This is a genomic window from Serratia sp. TSA_130.1 (assembly GCF_052691795.1).
In genome coordinates this window covers 59,866-75,471 of record NZ_JBQZFS010000006.1, presented here as the reverse complement: position 1 = coordinate 75,471, position 15,606 = coordinate 59,866, and the positions used below count along the sequence as shown (strand labels likewise).

Annotated in this window: 15 protein-coding genes; 6 read left to right on the top strand and 9 right to left on the bottom strand. The window is 55.1% G+C overall.

Annotated features, from left to right (window positions below; all coding sequences use genetic code 11):
- Window positions 1-106: 106 nt before the first annotated feature.
- Both ACUTQY_RS19265 and ghrB read left to right on the top strand, forming a co-directional pair.
- Window positions 107-1,375 (top strand): MFS transporter, encoded by a 1,269-nt coding sequence (locus ACUTQY_RS19265; protein WP_033645131.1) that lies wholly within the window; start codon window positions 107-109, stop codon window positions 1,373-1,375.
- 73 nt (window positions 1,376-1,448) lie between these two features.
- Window positions 1,449-2,426: a glyoxylate/hydroxypyruvate reductase GhrB gene (ghrB, locus tag ACUTQY_RS19260; protein WP_033645132.1), complete on the top strand. Its 978-nt coding sequence runs from the start codon at window positions 1,449-1,451 to the stop codon at window positions 2,424-2,426.
- Window positions 2,427-2,493: 67 nt separating this feature from the next.
- Here ghrB and ACUTQY_RS19255 read toward each other — a convergent pair whose 3' ends face one another.
- The 5 genes from ACUTQY_RS19255 to ACUTQY_RS19235 all read right to left on the bottom strand — a co-directional run bounded on the left by ACUTQY_RS19255 (window position 2,494) and on the right by ACUTQY_RS19235 (window position 7,742).
- A complete protein-coding gene (locus ACUTQY_RS19255) occupies window positions 2,494-3,444 on the bottom strand; it encodes a hypothetical protein (RefSeq protein ID WP_046687997.1) in 951 nt (316 codons plus the stop codon).
- Window positions 3,434-4,696 carry an ATP-grasp domain-containing protein gene (locus ACUTQY_RS19250; RefSeq protein WP_046687996.1) on the bottom strand — a complete coding sequence of 421 codons (1,263 nt, stop codon included), beginning with the start codon at window positions 4,694-4,696 and terminating at the stop codon, window positions 3,434-3,436. Before ACUTQY_RS19250 ends, ACUTQY_RS19255 begins: the two co-directional genes overlap by 11 nt.
- Window positions 4,697-4,799: 103 nt before the next feature.
- Window positions 4,800-5,738, bottom strand: coding sequence for a phosphotransferase (locus ACUTQY_RS19245; RefSeq protein WP_080273428.1), 939 nt, complete (start codon window positions 5,736-5,738; stop codon window positions 4,800-4,802).
- A gap of 5 nt (window positions 5,739-5,743) precedes the next feature.
- Window positions 5,744-6,883, bottom strand: coding sequence for a trans-sulfuration enzyme family protein (locus ACUTQY_RS19240; protein ID WP_046687995.1), 1,140 nt, complete (start codon window positions 6,881-6,883; stop codon window positions 5,744-5,746).
- A gap of 79 nt (window positions 6,884-6,962) precedes the next feature.
- Window positions 6,963-7,742, bottom strand: coding sequence for a 2OG-Fe dioxygenase family protein (locus ACUTQY_RS19235; protein WP_033645137.1), 780 nt, complete (start codon window positions 7,740-7,742; stop codon window positions 6,963-6,965).
- Between the two features lie 1,027 nt (window positions 7,743-8,769).
- Here ACUTQY_RS19235 and ACUTQY_RS19230 point away from each other — a divergent pair.
- The 3 genes from ACUTQY_RS19230 to ACUTQY_RS19220 all read left to right on the top strand — a co-directional run bounded on the left by ACUTQY_RS19230 (window position 8,770) and on the right by ACUTQY_RS19220 (window position 10,695).
- Window positions 8,770-10,020 (top strand): valine--pyruvate transaminase, encoded by a 1,251-nt coding sequence (locus ACUTQY_RS19230; RefSeq protein ID WP_033645138.1) that lies wholly within the window; start codon window positions 8,770-8,772, stop codon window positions 10,018-10,020.
- A gap of 73 nt (window positions 10,021-10,093) precedes the next feature.
- Window positions 10,094-10,315: a ribbon-helix-helix domain-containing protein gene (locus tag ACUTQY_RS19225; RefSeq protein ID WP_025304767.1), complete on the top strand. Its 222-nt coding sequence runs from the start codon at window positions 10,094-10,096 to the stop codon at window positions 10,313-10,315.
- A complete protein-coding gene (locus tag ACUTQY_RS19220; protein ID WP_025304766.1) occupies window positions 10,315-10,695 on the top strand; it encodes a type II toxin-antitoxin system VapC family toxin in 381 nt (126 codons plus the stop codon). The genes ACUTQY_RS19225 and ACUTQY_RS19220 overlap by 1 nt, the downstream gene beginning before the upstream one ends.
- A 10-nt stretch (window positions 10,696-10,705) precedes the next feature.
- Here the strand turns inward: ACUTQY_RS19220 and ACUTQY_RS19215 are convergent, their stop codons facing one another.
- The 3 genes from ACUTQY_RS19215 to ibpA form a co-directional block, all read right to left on the bottom strand.
- Window positions 10,706-12,364: a putative transporter gene (locus ACUTQY_RS19215; RefSeq protein WP_445583310.1), complete on the bottom strand. Its 1,659-nt coding sequence runs from the start codon at window positions 12,362-12,364 to the stop codon at window positions 10,706-10,708.
- Between the two features lie 167 nt (window positions 12,365-12,531).
- Entirely contained in the window at window positions 12,532-12,960 is a 429-nt protein-coding gene (ibpB, locus tag ACUTQY_RS19210) for a small heat shock chaperone IbpB (protein WP_004933922.1), read from the bottom strand.
- 106 nt (window positions 12,961-13,066) lie between these two features.
- Window positions 13,067-13,480 carry a small heat shock chaperone IbpA gene (gene ibpA, locus ACUTQY_RS19205; RefSeq protein WP_004933919.1) on the bottom strand — a complete coding sequence of 138 codons (414 nt, stop codon included), beginning with the start codon at window positions 13,478-13,480 and terminating at the stop codon, window positions 13,067-13,069.
- Between the two features lie 309 nt (window positions 13,481-13,789).
- Between ibpA and ACUTQY_RS19200 the strand changes: the two genes are divergently transcribed.
- A complete protein-coding gene (locus ACUTQY_RS19200) occupies window positions 13,790-14,137 on the top strand; it encodes a YceK/YidQ family lipoprotein (protein ID WP_016929593.1) in 348 nt (115 codons plus the stop codon).
- Window positions 14,138-14,167: 30 nt separating this feature from the next.
- Here the strand turns inward: ACUTQY_RS19200 and ACUTQY_RS19195 are convergent, their stop codons facing one another.
- Window positions 14,168-15,448, bottom strand: a complete 1,281-nt coding sequence (locus ACUTQY_RS19195) for a DUF3748 domain-containing protein (RefSeq protein WP_033645140.1) — start codon at window positions 15,446-15,448, stop codon at window positions 14,168-14,170.
- Between the last annotated feature and the right edge of the window lie 158 nt (window positions 15,449-15,606).

Sequence of the window (15,606 nt, the reverse complement as noted above, 5' to 3'; positions counted from 1 at the left end):
CCTCTGGCCCTACAACCGGGACGCGTCGGGAGAGCATCTGCCCCTTCGTCTTTCATGCCCAACGGGCTGGGCGAAGGGGATGCAACACCACTGAAGGATACTGAACATGAACAAAGCGACTGTCGCGGCCAAACGCTGGTGGTACATCATGCCCATCGTGTTTATCACCTACAGTCTGGCCTATCTCGATCGCGCCAACTTCAGCTTCGCCTCCGCCGCCGGCATCAATGAGGATCTCGGCATCACCAAGGGCATGGCCTCGCTGCTGGGCGCGCTGTTTTTCCTCGGTTATTTCTTCTTCCAAATTCCCGGCGCCATCTACGCCGAGCGCCGCAGCGTCAAAAAACTGATCTTCTGGTGCCTGATCCTGTGGGGCGGCTGCGCCTCGCTGACCGGCGTGGTCAGCAATATCCCGATGTTGGCCGCCATCCGCTTTATCCTCGGCGTGGTGGAAGCGGCGGTGATGCCGGCAATGCTGATTTACATCAGCAACTGGTTCACCAAATCGGAGCGTTCACGCGCCAATACCTTCCTGATCCTCGGCAACCCGGTGACGGTGCTGTGGATGTCGGTGGTGTCCGGTTACCTGATCCACGCCTTCGGCTGGCGCGAAATGTTCATCATCGAGGGCATTCCGGCGGTCATCTGGGCGTTCTGCTGGTGGGTGCTGGCGAAAGACAAACCGGCGCAGGCCGGCTGGTTGAGCGCCGATGAGAAACAGGCGCTGCAACAGCAGCTGGACGAAGAACAGAAAGGCATCAAGGCCGTGCGCAACTACGGCGAAGCCTTCCGTTCGCGCAACGTGATCCTGCTGTGCGTGCAGTACTTCGCCTGGAGCATCGGCGTATACGGCTTCGTGCTGTGGCTGCCTTCCATCCTGCGCAGCGGCATGCAGATGGGCATGGTGGAAGCCGGCTGGCTGTCGGCGGTGCCTTACCTGGCGGCGACCATCGCCATGATCGTGGTCTCCTGGGCGTCGGACAAAATGCAAAACCGCAAGCTGTTTGTCTGGCCGCTGCTGCTGATCGGCGCGCTGGCGTTCTTCGGCTCTTACGCCGTCGGCACCAACCATTTCTGGATCTCTTACGGCCTGCTGGTGGTCGCCGGCGCCGCGATGTACGCCCCTTATGGGCCGTTCTTCGCCATCATTCCGGAAATGCTGCCGAAAAACGTCGCCGGCGGCGCCATGGCGCTGATCAACAGCATGGGCGCGCTGGGTTCGTTCTTCGGTTCCTGGTTCGTCGGTTACCTGAACGGCGCCACCGGCAGCCCGGCGGCTTCCTACATGTTTATGGCCATCGCACTGGTGGTGGCGGTGGTGTTGACGCTGATCGTCAAGCCCGCCCGCAACGAGATCCAGCCGCAGATGGCTTGATCCGGTTATACTTTTCCTCTGTCAATCAACCCGAGGGGGCGCCATGCCCCCTTTGGCCCAGCTGGAGTTCGTGATGAAACCTTCTATCGTATTGTACAAAAGCCTGCCCGCCGACCTGCGTGAACGTCTGGAACAGCACTTCACCGTACACGCGTTCAACGGCCTGCAGCCGGAGAACCGCGAGGAACTGCGCCAGGCGTTGCAGCAGGCCGAAGGGATCATCGGTTCCGGCGGTAAAATTGACGAAGCCTTCCTGCAGCAGGCGCCCAAACTGCGCGCGGCTTCGACCGTTTCCGTCGGCTACGACAACTTCGACGTCGAGGCGCTCAACGCCCATAACGTGCTGTTGATGCACACCCCGACGGTGCTGACCGAAACCGTCGCCGACACCATCATGAGCCTGGTGCTGGCGACGGCGCGCCGGGTGGTGGAAGTGGCGGAACGGGTCAAGGCCGGCGAATGGCGCGGCAGCATCGGGCCGGACTGGTTCGGCGTCGACGTGCACCACAAAACCATCGGCATCCTCGGCATGGGCCGCATCGGCCTGGCGCTGGCGCAGCGCGCGCACTTCGGCTTCGGCATGCCGGTGCTGTACAACGCCCGCCGCACGCACGAAGAGGCGGAGCAACGCTTCAACGCCCGCCGCTGCGATCTGGATACCCTGCTGGCCGAGTCGGATTTCGTTTGCATCACGCTGCCGCTGACCGAACAAACTTTCCATCTGATCGGCCGCGATCAGCTGGCGAAGATGAAGAAAAGCGGCATTCTGATCAACGCCGGCCGCGGGCCGGTGGTGGATGAACAGGCGCTGATCGAAGCGCTGCAAAACGGCGTGATCCACGCCGCGGGGTTGGATGTGTTCGAGAAGGAACCGCTGCCGGCCGACTCGCCGCTGCTCAGTATGCCGAACGTGGTGGCGTTGCCGCACATCGGCTCCGCCACCCATGAAACGCGCTACGGCATGGCCGCCTGCGCGGTGGATAACTTGATCGCGGCATTGACCGGCACGGTGAAAGAAAACTGCGTCAACCCGCAGCTGTTGCAGAAATAACTTATCGAGGCCGGCGATCTACGGATCGCTGGCCTCGCCGCTTTTTGCAGCTATCGACGGAGTATCTTCACTCCGTCAACCTCACGGGCTTCCCCCTTATCTTGCTGACGACAAATTTGCCCACGTCGTCATTGGCGATCAGCATGACCAGCAGCAGCATCACCAACACCGCCAGTTTCATATGGCTGTAGGCTATCGACGGGTCAAAAGCCTCCAGCAACAGCGTAATGCAGGGTGAAACATTCACAATAATGTTGGTGGTCAAGGCGCTGGTGAGTTCAATACCCTTTTGCAGCATCCATAGCGGCAATATATTCCCTAATATGACGATGATCGGCAGGTACATCCAGAAGCTGGGTTGCGTCGTTGCCAATACGCCTTCGCTCGGCAACATCAGCGCGCAGACGCCAATGAGCAAGGGAAATCTGAACGACTGAATATTGACGGCGTTAAACGCTTGTTTGGACAATGATTTTGCAATATAGGTGCCGACAGCCATACAGGTTGAGGTGACGAGACACACTAAGCCAAGCGCCAGAACAAATAGGGTGTTTGAATCGAAGGGGTTAAAACGCTGCCCTTTCACGGCCAATATCATCAGCACGGCGACAATAAAAGCCAGCATCACGGCTATAACGATGTTTTTTACACCCACCGAATTTCGGTTATAAATCTCAATGAAAACAGAAATGATCGGGCTCAGTCCAAAAAGCATGGCCACCAGAATGGAGGGCTCCGTCCATTTCAACCCAACGAAAAGCCCAACCCAAGCTCCCAGCGTAGAGATATTCAATAATAGAATTAACTTCCAGGCGTTGAGGCAAGCTCGCAGCTTGACGGGGAAAAACAGCACGGAGATCACAAAGAAACCGAGCCAGGTCAAGGTGAAAGTCCAAAACAATAATACGAACAGATCGATGCTCTGCAACAAACCTGAGAGAAAAACATCTATGGCCGCACCCAGGATGCAATATCCAAGAATGTACGTTGGGCCGGACGCCTTGATTTTACTGTTCATAGACTTCAAACATGCCCTTACTTTCAAGGCCAACGATATATTGATAGTCGGCATTGAGCTGATCGGCGCAACGGTGGCTTAACGCAATCCAGCCCGGAGAGCTGTAAACGTCCGTCGTGAGTTTTATTTCCTGATCAACATCCGGCAGATTTGATTTCTTGTAGGATGGCAAACCGGCGATGGTATCGACATGCTTAACAGCCTTGATAGTGCCAGCGCTAAAAGATATCAGCTCTTTAATTTTTAAATAGTTTAACGGTTTATATTCCTCTGCGACCGCTTCCAGGAATGCCTCGGTTGAACACACGCTCAGTACCAGTTCGTCAATCTGCGTGCGCTTCAACGCCAGGGATGACAACGCCGGAAAACCCGCGCCGTGCGGTCTGGCCCCGGTTTCAATTAGCGTCCAACCGTCTTTGGTTAAAAACAGTTCCGAGTGCGCTGCGCCAAACGTGATCCCTAAAGCATCCAGACAGCTAAAGATGTAATCTTTGAGCTGAGCGTGATTCTGCGCATCGAAGGAGGTCAGTTCGGTGAACTCACAGATGGAATCGGCCCCGTTGTAACTGCCCTTGCCCATCTTCCATATCGCACAGATCTTGTGACGGCCTTGATAACTGACAGTATCGACGACGTACTCTTCCCCCTCAATAAAAGGCTGCAGAACAATGACTTCATTTTTTAAATTGAGCTGATTGCTTTTTTTGAACAAATCACCCGAATGAGCTTCAACTTCTTCAACCGTTTTGCAAACAAAAACGGAGTCCGTGCCTGCGCTGTCAACGGGTTTTAGCACCAGCTTCCGGTATTTTTTAAACAGCTCGGTCGCATATTGCGTGGCGTCTTTAAGGGTAGTTAACCGGTGCGTGGGGATATGATTGATCACGCTATTTTTCAGGCACTCCTGCATCAAGTATTTATTCCTGCGAGAACGGCTCGTGCCGGTATCGTTACCGGGCAGGTCCAGAAGCTCAGCCAGATGATCTGCGAGTTCAATGCCTGTTTCACAGCCTGCAATCACCGCGATAACATCATACTCTTGCAATTGATTGAGGATCTCATCCCCCGTGTATTGCAAACTGATAAAGAAATCATCCCCTCTGTAGCTATTCAGCAGCTTCGCCGGGATATCTTCTCGACTTTGAATGTGCGCGCACCCGTATCCTTTTTTATTGAATTCCGGTGCCACATCATTTCCGGATGAGTAGGCGTCAACGAGGATGACGATTTTTTTCGTGTCTTTGATGTCCATGCAGCGGGTTACTCCGTACTATAATCAGGGCCGAATATTAACGTTCGATTGTCTTGGCGTCGAATTTACGCTCGACGCCCTTTTACTTTATGAAGGGAACGTGTCAGCAAATTTGTGAGAAGTCGGTGCGTTCAATACTTTTAGCCAGGCTTGTCATTTCGCGATATTTATCAGATTTATCACCACCCGGCTGATAGATTCTATACCGCCAATAACGCCAAAGAGATGTCAGGATGGCGGCGTATTCCGTATAGGTTTTCAACACCTTAATTTCGCGCGCTTCAAGCATTCTTATAGAATTATAACCCGCGATGATATGCTTCGCTTTTTCCGGCGACAGCGTCCCATTGATGCCGCAGGTGCCGACAATCGCCATGGCGATATCGAAAACGGAGTGATAAATACAGGTCAACTCAAAATCTATCATGCCGACGAACTGCTCGCCTTCAAACAGCATATTGTCGTAGAAAAGATCGGAGTGGATGACAGAGGTAGGCAAGCCGCTGATGCGTTCTACGGCAAGATGCCTGAGTCTGTCTTTGGCCCAGCGCTCATAATCCTGATCGATATTGGCATCGAGGGCATCCATGAACTTTTTCTGCTCATAGAAGACTGAGTCTGTTAAGAAATTAGGGACGGGGATCGTATGCAGTTTCGCCATGGCAACGCCGAGCTGCCTGAGCATATGTTCGTTGAAATCCCGGCGGACGGCGCCATCCATATAGGTTCTTAATAGAGAGTGCTTGCCCCTTAATATAATTGAATAGCTTTCTTGCCCTTTGGGTTTGACCAGCAAGGAGGTCTCATAATCATGTGCTTCCAGCCATACCAGCGTCTTCGCCATGATCTCAACATCATCACGGCTTTGCTCTTCAATAATGCTGAAAACACAGCGGCCGATATCCGTTTCGAGGCAGTAATTGGTATTGCCAGATCCCATCCCCAAGAAGGCGCTGCTTTTTACCGTCAGCCCATAAAGAGATTCTATGCGGTGAACTTCATCACTATTCAACGTTGAGCCTGTTTGCATTTCTAATTCCATATCATTCACTTGAGCGCTTGATGCAAATCTTCATACAAGTCATTAACGTCTTCGATGCCGACTGACATTCGTATTAATTGCCTCGTAATCCCTGATTTTTTCTGCTCCTGCTCGCTAAGACTTCTGAACGACGATGAGGCCTGATAAGGCGAGTTCAGCGTGGTCTCCAAATCCCCCAAACTGTTGGAAGGGACGATGAGATTTAACTTCTTCTGAAAACTTGTCGCGTCAAACCGCGGGGCGATTTCAAAGCTGACCATGCCGCCGAACCCCCTCATTTGTTCGCGGGCTACGCTATGATTATGATGACTCGGCAACCCCGGATAGAACACGTTCGTCACATTAGGGTGCTCATTTAAACGGCTGGCCAGTTCCATCGCGTTGCGGTTAATGGCATTCATTCGAATGGCCAACGTGCGCAAGCTTCGCTCAAGCAGATGACATGACTGCGCGTTCAGACACCCGCCAAAGTCATTCATATATTCGGCCATTGCAGCAATGGACTCTTCACTGCCGACAGCCACGCCGCCTGACACATCGCCGTGGCCGCCCAAAAACTTGGTGGCGCTGTGCAATACCAAATCGACGCCATATTCCAGAGGGTTTTGGTTGATAGGCGTCGCCACGGTGTTATCAATAATGGTGAACACCCCCCGACTCTTGGCGAATCGGGTCAATAGCTCAATGTTCAGGATTTTAAGCAATGGATTTGTCGGTGTTTCGATATATATCATTCGCGTATTCGAATTGACTAATGCGATGATGCTCTCTACTTCACAACTCTCCGAAACGCTGTATGTGATGCCTAATTTTGCAAAATGATTCTGTACAAACTTGAGCGCACCTGAATACACGCCGTTTTGTAAAACAATATGGTCACCGGCTTTTAAATGCGAAAGCATCGCCGTCGCGAAAGCCGCCATACCGGAACTGAATACCAGAGCGGCCTCACCACCGCTTTCCAATGCGCACATCTTCTCGGCAACGGCGCGTTGATTGGGTAAGTTACCATGTCTTGGATAGACATCTTCTGTCATATCAAGATGCTTGTGAGAACTCGCGGAGAATAGCGGAGAAAGAATGCCACCATGCATTTCGTCGATAATGGTTCCGCTGTGAACGGCAAGAGTTTCTTTTGCTAACACGGTTACTGCCTATTTTCGAGTATCAGGAAGTGGGGGGCATGCCTTGAATAAAGGATCCCCCCGTTCATGTGAGTCTTTATTACGATGGGTTATTTGGCACCGCGAACATCGGGGTGAAATCGATTAATATGACATCGCGGAAGCCCACCTTACCGTGCCCATCCACATGAACCGGTTTCACCTGGTGCCAGACTAGATCATCAACGATGCCGATGGAGTCCAGCGGTTTGAGCATCGCCTCATTACACAGGATGTTCGTCTTGGTGTTATCTGTAATGATGTTCTCACCGCCAGAAACACCATCACGATTGATCAAATGTATCCAGGTGCAAGGCTCGCCATCCTTATGAAGTCGATTCGGTACGGAAATCCCCGGCGCATCAACCGTCGCTTTCATTCTGATGAAGTGAATGCCGACCTCCATGGGAATCGTGGAAGCATACTCATGTAACGGGGAGTTTTTAAAATCATGCAGGACAAGCGACGTGATCAGATTATTTGACAAAATTTCGTTTGGAACAGGCTGAAACTTCCTTGCCTCCTCAACGACTTCATCATTAAATCCGACATCTTGTTTGTAACTGTAGGCGTGTTCGGAAGATTGAGGAATCAAGAGATTAAAGCAAGGTAAAAGCACATATTTACTGTGCTGCCGATAGCGCCCCGCATTTTCACCGTAGGGATCCAGAGCAAGCGTATCGAAATGCCGCTGAATAATACTTAAGTCTGATTTTTGCGCATCGGTAAGGTTAAAGTCATCCGAAGCCAATTTGCAATACCCTACATCTGTCATCATGGGGTATGCGCTCACACGGCACTCAAGTGTGTTCTCAAACTCTTTAATGTTACCACGAATCATCGTGCAATCTTCCTTTTTACTCTGATTGGAATAACGACATATTGATGTTCACCGCAATGCTCATGAACATTGAACAGCAAATGCTTCCCTGTTTTTCAAGTGAAGTAATTCATCTCACAAATAAAAGAGCTTGATTATTTATTCTTTAAACTTCCTGCACGCTAAAAAGTGCGAAAGAGACTTTTATAGATTTCTTTTCCACTTATTTATCGAAACCAGACTTGCGCTGTTTTTCATTGCTACCTGACCTCATCTCACTTGTGCGCGGTGAGCGAAAGTCTACGCTGCATACGGGTTTTCAAATGACGCCAGGTGAATCGGCGCGAAACCTTTATCCTCCAACCCTACCCGCCTAATGGGCTGCGATGCCTGGCGATGCGCATCTGCCGGACACAGAGCGCCCTACCCTGGCGTTACGCCGCTAAATGCTATTTGCGGCTCCCTCGCGGGTAGTATGATTAGTGTTTTTTATACAAAATAGCCAATTTTCAGCAACGGCAACGTACATGCCCCATGCCGGCCAGCAGGAGACACCGCTCATCAAACCGATTACTCTGTAGATAGACAGGGACGAAACTGGCAATCAACCCATGGTCAGGCAAGTAAAATCGCCTTGAAAGCCGTGCTTTTGGCATGGCTTCATCCACGCTACCGCACTACTCATCCCTTTCCGAGCATTAGTTTAGATAATCTTTATTGTTAAGTTAAATTTAACGGATGCGGAAGTTACTCGATATGGTTATAAATTGCCATAGTGTTAATGAAATGCAGCGAAAAAGTGTGATCTGGGTCGGGACCGCAAAACCTGTGCCAACCCTAAGATCGCGTGGCTGAATCGCGTGGCTGAAAGGTTGAGGCGATAATGGCGTGGGCCGGCGAACGGTCACAATAATCCAGCGTAATATGCTGCTAATCGAACGCAGGGCAAAACTTGTGCCCACCGGTCGATTTGTCAGCCGCATTGCAGCGGGGTTTATCTGGCGGTATGGTGGGTGATTACCTGCTAAAAAACAGTACTGCTGCACCTATGACTTTCTCACTTTTCGGCGAAAAATTTACCCGTTATGCGGGCATTACCCGTTTGATGGACGACCTGAACGAAGGCCTGCGCACCCCCGGCGCCATCATGCTCGGCGGCGGCAACCCCGCACAGATCCCAGAGATGGAAGCCTATTTCAAACAGCTGTGCCAGGAGATGCTCGACCAGGGCAAACTGACCGAAGCGCTGTGCAACTACGACGGCCCGCAAGGCAAGGACGCGCTGCTGAAAGCGCTGGCCAATCTGCTGCGCGACGAGCTCGGCTGGGAGATCTCGCCACAGAATATTGCTCTGACTAATGGCAGCCAAAGCGCATTTTTCTACTTGTTCAACCTGTTCGCCGGCCGCTACGCCGACGGCTCGCGCCGCCGCGTGTTGTTCCCACTGGCGCCGGAATATATCGGCTATGCCGATGCCGGGCTGGATGAAGGGCTGTTCGTCTCCGCCAAACCGAACATCGAGCTGCTGCCGGACGGCCAGTTCAAGTATCACGTCGATTTCGAACATCTCACCATCGGCGATGACATCGGCATGATCTGCGTTTCACGGCCGACCAACCCGACCGGCAACGTGATCACCGACGAAGAGCTGATGAAGCTCGATCTGCTGGCGCAACAGCGCGATATTCCGCTGGTCATCGACAACGCCTACGGCGTGCCGTTCCCCGGCATCATCTTCAGCGACGCCACGCCGCTGTGGAACCCGAACACCATCCTGTGCATGAGCCTGTCCAAGCTCGGCCTGCCCGGCTCGCGCTGCGGCATCGTGATCGCCGACGAGAAGGTGATCACCGCGTTGACCAACATGAACGGCATCATCAGCCTGTCTCCAGGCAGCATGGGGCCGGCGATGGCGACGGAAATGATCGCGCGCGGCGATCTGCTGCGCCTGTCGAACGAGGTGATTCGCCCGTTCTACAAACAGCGCGTCGAGCACACCATCGAGATCATTCGCCGCTACCTGTCGCCGGAACGCTGCCTGATCCACAAACCGGAAGGGGCTATCTTCCTCTGGCTGTGGTTCAAGGATCTGCCGATCACCACCGAAGTGCTGTATCAGCGCCTGAAAAAGCGCGGCGTGCTGATGGTGCCCGGCCACTACTTCTTCCCGGGACTGGAGCATGAATGGCCACATACCCACCAGTGCATGCGCATGAACTACGTGCCCGATCCGGAGAAAATCGAGCGCGGCGTGGCTATTCTGGCGGAAGAGATCGAACGCGCACATCAGGAAGGCTAACGCCGACTGATTGAAAATCGACCGATAAAGATATACGATGCATATATCGTATATCTTTTTTGGAGGGCCAACGATGACTCGCATCGTGATCGATTTACCTGAAGAAGACCTGCGGCAGCTCGATAATCTGAAAAATATCCGCCACGTTCCCCGGGCCGAAATCATTCGTCAAGCAGTCTCCCGCTATCTGACGGAGAACCACGTGGAAGATCCCAGCAACGCTTTCGGGCTCTGGTCCGGGGCGATGGGAGATGGCGTGGAGTACGAAAATCGTCAGCGCGAGGAGTGGGAATAATGGTGGCTCAACGGGCGTTATTCGACACCAATATCCTGATCGATTATCTCAACGGCATTCCTCAAGCCAGGGACGTTCTGGTCGAGTATCACATCAATCCGGCCATCAGCGCCATCACCTGGATGGAAGTGATGGTAGGTGCTAAAAAACAGGGTCCGGCACTGGAGCTGAAAACACGTCAGTTTTTAGGGCAATTTCTGCTGCTGCCTATTACCGATGAAGTCGCCGAACGCGCCGTAGAACTGCGCCACTCACAGCATGTGAAACTGCCAGACGCCATTATCTGGGCCACCGCGCAGGTGGGATTCCGGATGCTCATCTCCCGCAACCCCAAAGATTTCGGCACTGACAATGGCGTGTTGATGCCTTATCGGCTGTAGACGATCCGCACTACAACGTCCAGAACAGCACCGCCAGCAGCTGCGGCGACATGATGCGCAGGAACATCGCCAGCGGATATACGGTGGCGTAAGACAGCGCGGCGGCGCCGCTGGTGGGATGCAGGCCGTTGGCGAACGCCAGCGCCGGCGGATCGGTCATCGACCCCGCCAACATGCCGGACAGCGTCAGATAGTTCATCTTGCCCACCGTGCGCGCCAGAATGCCGACGCTCAGCAGCGGAATGGCGGTGATCAACGCGCCATAACCAATCCATGTCAGCCCCTCGCCATGCAGCAACGTATCGATAAAATTGCCGCCCGATTTCAAACCGACCACCGCCAGAAACAGCACGATGCCCAGTTCGCGCAGCGCCAGGTTGGCGCTCGGCGGCATAAACCAGTACAGCTTGCCGATACTGCCGATGCGCCCCAGGATCAGCGCCGCCACCAACGGCCCGCCGGCCAGCCCCAGCCGCAATGCCGCCGGGAAGCCGGGCACAAACAGCGGAATGGAGCCCAGCAGCACCCCGAGGCCGATGCCGATAAAGACCGGCAGCATCTGCACCTGCTGCAGCTTTTGTTGGGCGTTGCCGACGATTGCCGTCACCGCGTCGATGGCCTCCGGCCGGCCGACCAGGTTGAGAATATCGCCAAACTGCAGCGTCACGTTGCTGCCGGCCACCAGCTCCACGCCGGCGCGGTTGAGGCGTGAAATCACCACGTCATATTTCTGCTTCAGGTTCAGATCGCGGATTTTTTTCCCCAGCACCTGCTCGTTGGTCACCGCCGCCCTCACTACCTGCAGCGCAGTGCCGCGCGTGGACAGCGAAGCGTCAACCTCTTCGCCGATCACCAGCCGGGCGTTCTCCAGATCTTCGCGTTTGCCCACCAGGTACAGATAGTCGCCGAGCTCCAGCCGCTCATGCGGCGCCGGCACCATCAACAGCTCGCCGCGTTTGAGGCGCGAACAGACGATCGCTTCACCGTTGAGCAGCGGCACGCTTTTGATCGCCATGCCCTGCAGATTGGGGTTACGCACCGCCACGTTCATGGCGTGCAACAGCTCGCGCTGATTGCCCAGGCTGCTTTCAAACGCCTGCGCCTCGCGCTCGATGTTGATGCGGAAAACCAATCGGATCAGCCACATCACCAGCAGGATGCCGCAAATGCCGAACGGATAGGCCATGGCGTAACCCATGCCCATGCCGTCCACCAACGCCGGATCGGAACCGAGATCGGTCAGGATTTGCTGACCGGCGCCCAGCGCCGGCGTGTTGGTGACCGCGCCGGAGAACACGCCGAGGATGATCGGCAGCGGCACGTCGAACAGCTTGTGCACCGCCGCCGCCACTGCGCCGCCGGTCAGCACCAGCAGCACCGCGAAGGCGTTGAGCCGCAGACCGGAGACGCGCAGCGAAGAGAAGAAGCCGGGGCCAACCTGAATGCCGATGGTGTAAACGAACAGGATCAGGCCAAACTCCTGGATGAAGTGCAGCATGTCCCCGTTCAGGCTGATTTGCCCGCTCTGGGCGAAGTGGCCGACCAGGATGCCGCCGAACAGCACGCCGCCAATCCCCAGCCCGACACCGTACAACTTCCAGTTCCCCATCCACAGCCCAATGACGGCCGCCAACGCCAACATGCTGACGGTCAGGGCGATATCGCTCATAGGTCACATCCTTGCCAAAGTTGAATAGGGGATTTGCGGACATAGACACATAATTAACAAGGATTATGGCATCGGGCAGACGGGGGGACTGTGGCGTGCGCCACATAACGCAACGGGGGAGATCCGTCTGGATCTCCCCCGCATGATGATGACCGTTTTTCAGTCGGTTATTTGGCTTCCAGCTCCGGCGTCGCGCCGATGGCGATGCGCTGAGGCTGCAAGGCTTCCGGAACCTGACGCACCAGATCGATGTGCAACAGGCCATTTTCAAATTTGGCCTCGGACACCTGCAGGTGTTCCGCCAGAGTGAAGGTCAGCTGGAACTCTTTGCACACCAGCCCCTGATGCAGGTACTCGACCTGTTTTTCCGGCGGCGTGGGTTTACCGCTGACGGTCAGCCGCGGCCCTTCCACTTCGATATTCAGTTCGCTCTGCCGGAAACCGGCCAGCGCCAGAGAAATGCGGTAGTGATTGTCATCGCTTTTCTCGATATTATACGGCGGGAACCCCTGGGGTTCCTGGCCCCCCATGGAACTGGCCAGTTTATCAAAACCAATCCATTGACGCAGAAGCGGGGATAGATCGTAATTACGCATAGGAACAACTCCTTTCATTAAGCGAGATGTGTTTATTCAGCCCCCTGACGGCAGGCGGATTATTACTGCATATTTGCCGACAGCGTTCCTGCCGGCGAAAACGGAATTATTTAATTTCGATACGGCGCGGTTTTAATGTTTCCGGCACGATGCGCTGCATATCGATATACAGCAGACCGTTCTCCAGTTTGGCGCCTTTAATTTGAATATGTTCGGCCAGCTGGAATTTACGCTCGAAATTACGCTCAGCGATGCCCTGATATAAATAGGTTTTTTCTGCCGGTTCGTTATTGTGCGCACCGCGCACGATCAGCAGATTATCTTGCGTGGTGATCTCCAGCTCCTGCTCGGCAAACCCGGCTACCGCAATGGCGATGCGATAATGATTTTCGTCCACCAGCTCGACATTATAAGGGGGATAACCGCCGTTGCCCTGGCTCTGGCCGGCCTCCAGCGCGTTGAACAGGCGATCGAAACCAATGGCGGAACGGTATAGCGGAGAAAGATCGAAATTACGCATAAAACAGCCTCCTAAGGCACTTCAGCGAGGTTGAAATAAATACGCCTTCCATTCTGGACAGGCTAATTAAGCCAGAATTCCCTTACGGCAAATTCTCAATCCGGCTCTGATGATAAAATGGGGGTTGATTTCATCAATTCAACGGGCGAGGATCAAAAAAAGCGCTTTTCGGTTAGGTGAAAGTTTTTTTACCACTTACACTAAAGTGAGAGAGCCGCCACAGAGCGGGATTTTGCTTCTTTTAAAGCAGCAACAGGATGTTATAAATCAGCTTAATTTAGGGGCACAGCAACCCTGCAGGATGGATTAATGACGACGATGAAAGCGATAGCGACGGGCTGCATGTTGTTGGCGACCAGCGGTTGCTCCAGCGTGATGAGCCATACCGGCCCGAATCAGGGTTACTATCCCGGCACCCGCGCCAGCGTGGACATGCTGAAGGACGACAACACCAGCTGGGCGATGATGCCGCTGGTGGCGCTGGATCTGCCGTTCTCCGCAGTGATGGATACCGTGCTGCTGCCTTACGACTATCTGCGTTCAGGCAATGACGCCACCGCAGACTCGCCAAAAGCGCGCATCCTGCGCAGCGAGCAGCAGAATCTGGCGGCAACCGGCAACCCCGGCGAGGGCAACGACAGCACCGCCACACACTAATCTCGCACGCAGCGGGCCATCAGGCCCGCCTTACGCCTCAACCACAAAGATCTGGTTGAATCCGGCAATCTCGCGCATAAATGCCACTTTCTTGCCATCCGGCGAAAATACCACGGCATCCCCCGACGGCGGCTGCACGCTGCGCTGCGTTAAACGCTGCAGGCGGCCGCTGGCGACCTCACACAGCATCACGCTGTTGTCACACACCAGGGCTATCGTCCCGCCCTGCGGGTGCCAGCTGAACGCCGACTGGATGTCATGCTCGCCGCGGCTGACCTGGCGCGGCTCACCGCCGTTCGGCGACACCGTCCACAGTTGCACCACGCCGCCGTCATCCTTCATCAGAAAAGCTATCTGGCTGCCGTCCGGCGAGCTGCGCAGCCAATGGCGCGGCGCACCGACCACGCCCGGAAAACGGCGTTCACCGGTAAAGGTCACCCGCCGCTGCCTGACGCCAAGCGGCGGCGCCGGCAGCTCGCTTTCCGTCCCCTGCAGCGGCACCGTGCCGGCCCTGGCGTAGTCGGCGTCGTTCTCCGGCAGATCGACGATAAACACCTCCGGCAGTTTCTCGCCGGCGGCGGACAGCGTATCGCCGATGAACGCCAGCGCCCAACGTTGCCGACTGCCGTCGGCCTTACGGTAGCCTTCGCGGCCAATCCAGCCTTCTTCGTAGGCGCGATTGATCTGATCGCTGCCCGGCTGCGGCTGCGGCACGGTCTCGCTAACCAGCACGCAATAGTGGCTGCCGTCATATTCACGGGGATGCTGTTTCGGCGGATTGACCCCGTGCAGCGGCACGGCCACGCCGACGTTGCGCAGATCGCGCGCCGGATCGCATTCATGCATCACGTGATCGTTGTAGGTAAAGCTGAGGCGGCTGCCGTCCGGGCTGAAAACGTGCACATGGCTGCCGCCGCGCAGCGCGCCGGGCGTGTAGGGCGCCGTGATATCCAGCGCGTCGAGGGTAATGGCCAACTCGCGATCCGGTTCGCTGACGATCACCCCGCGGCGGTGATGAAAATCATACTGCCAGGCGCTGTCCGGGTGTTCCGGGCCGTGGATGAAGACGTAACGCGCCGGCGCATCGGGGCTGACCGTGACCACGCCGACGTGTGCGCCGTGCTGGGCGCGATAAACCACTTCCACCGCGCCGCTGGCGACGTTAACCCGCTCGATGCTCAGGCCGGTGAAAGAGGCGCCGCGCGGGCGCACGTCATAAGCCAGCCATTGGCTGTCCGGCGTCCAGACGTTGATATTGGTTAACTGATGCCCGCGTGGGTCGAAAGTCAGTTGTTTTTCCCGATGGCTCATGGCGGCTCTCCTGCGCATGCTGGCACTGAACGGCCATCTTACCGGATCGGCAGCCGCGTTTCATATGGCCGGCGAGGACGAGCCGGGGGCTTTCCCGCGTCGAAATTTCCATGAGACTTATCCGTTAAGCCTATCGACGACGCCGGCAGGAAATAAAC

Coding starts and splice junctions, on each gene's coding strand:
- ACUTQY_RS19265 (WP_033645131.1), top strand. CDS start 107: ATGAACAAAGCGACTGTCGCGGCCAAACGCTGGTGGTACATCATGCCC.
- ghrB (WP_033645132.1), top strand. CDS start 1,449: ATGAAACCTTCTATCGTATTGTACAAAAGCCTGCCCGCCGACCTGCGT.
- ACUTQY_RS19255 (WP_046687997.1), bottom strand. CDS start 3,444: ATGAACAGTAAAATCAAGGCGTCCGGCCCAACGTACATTCTTGGATAT.
- ACUTQY_RS19250 (WP_046687996.1), bottom strand. CDS start 4,696: ATGGACATCAAAGACACGAAAAAAATCGTCATCCTCGTTGACGCCTAC.
- ACUTQY_RS19245 (WP_080273428.1), bottom strand. CDS start 5,738: ATGGAATTAGAAATGCAAACAGGCTCAACGTTGAATAGTGATGAAGTT.
- ACUTQY_RS19235 (WP_033645137.1), bottom strand. CDS start 7,742: ATGATTCGTGGTAACATTAAAGAGTTTGAGAACACACTTGAGTGCCGT.
- ACUTQY_RS19230 (WP_033645138.1), top strand. CDS start 8,770: ATGACTTTCTCACTTTTCGGCGAAAAATTTACCCGTTATGCGGGCATT.
- ACUTQY_RS19225 (WP_025304767.1), top strand. CDS start 10,094: ATGACTCGCATCGTGATCGATTTACCTGAAGAAGACCTGCGGCAGCTC.
- ACUTQY_RS19220 (WP_025304766.1), top strand. CDS start 10,315: ATGGTGGCTCAACGGGCGTTATTCGACACCAATATCCTGATCGATTAT.
- ACUTQY_RS19215 (WP_445583310.1), bottom strand. CDS start 12,364: ATGAGCGATATCGCCCTGACCGTCAGCATGTTGGCGTTGGCGGCCGTC.
- ibpB (WP_004933922.1), bottom strand. CDS start 12,960: ATGCGTAATTACGATCTATCCCCGCTTCTGCGTCAATGGATTGGTTTT.
- ibpA (WP_004933919.1), bottom strand. CDS start 13,480: ATGCGTAATTTCGATCTTTCTCCGCTATACCGTTCCGCCATTGGTTTC.
- ACUTQY_RS19200 (WP_016929593.1), top strand. CDS start 13,790: ATGACGACGATGAAAGCGATAGCGACGGGCTGCATGTTGTTGGCGACC.
- ACUTQY_RS19195 (WP_033645140.1), bottom strand. CDS start 15,448: ATGAGCCATCGGGAAAAACAACTGACTTTCGACCCACGCGGGCATCAG.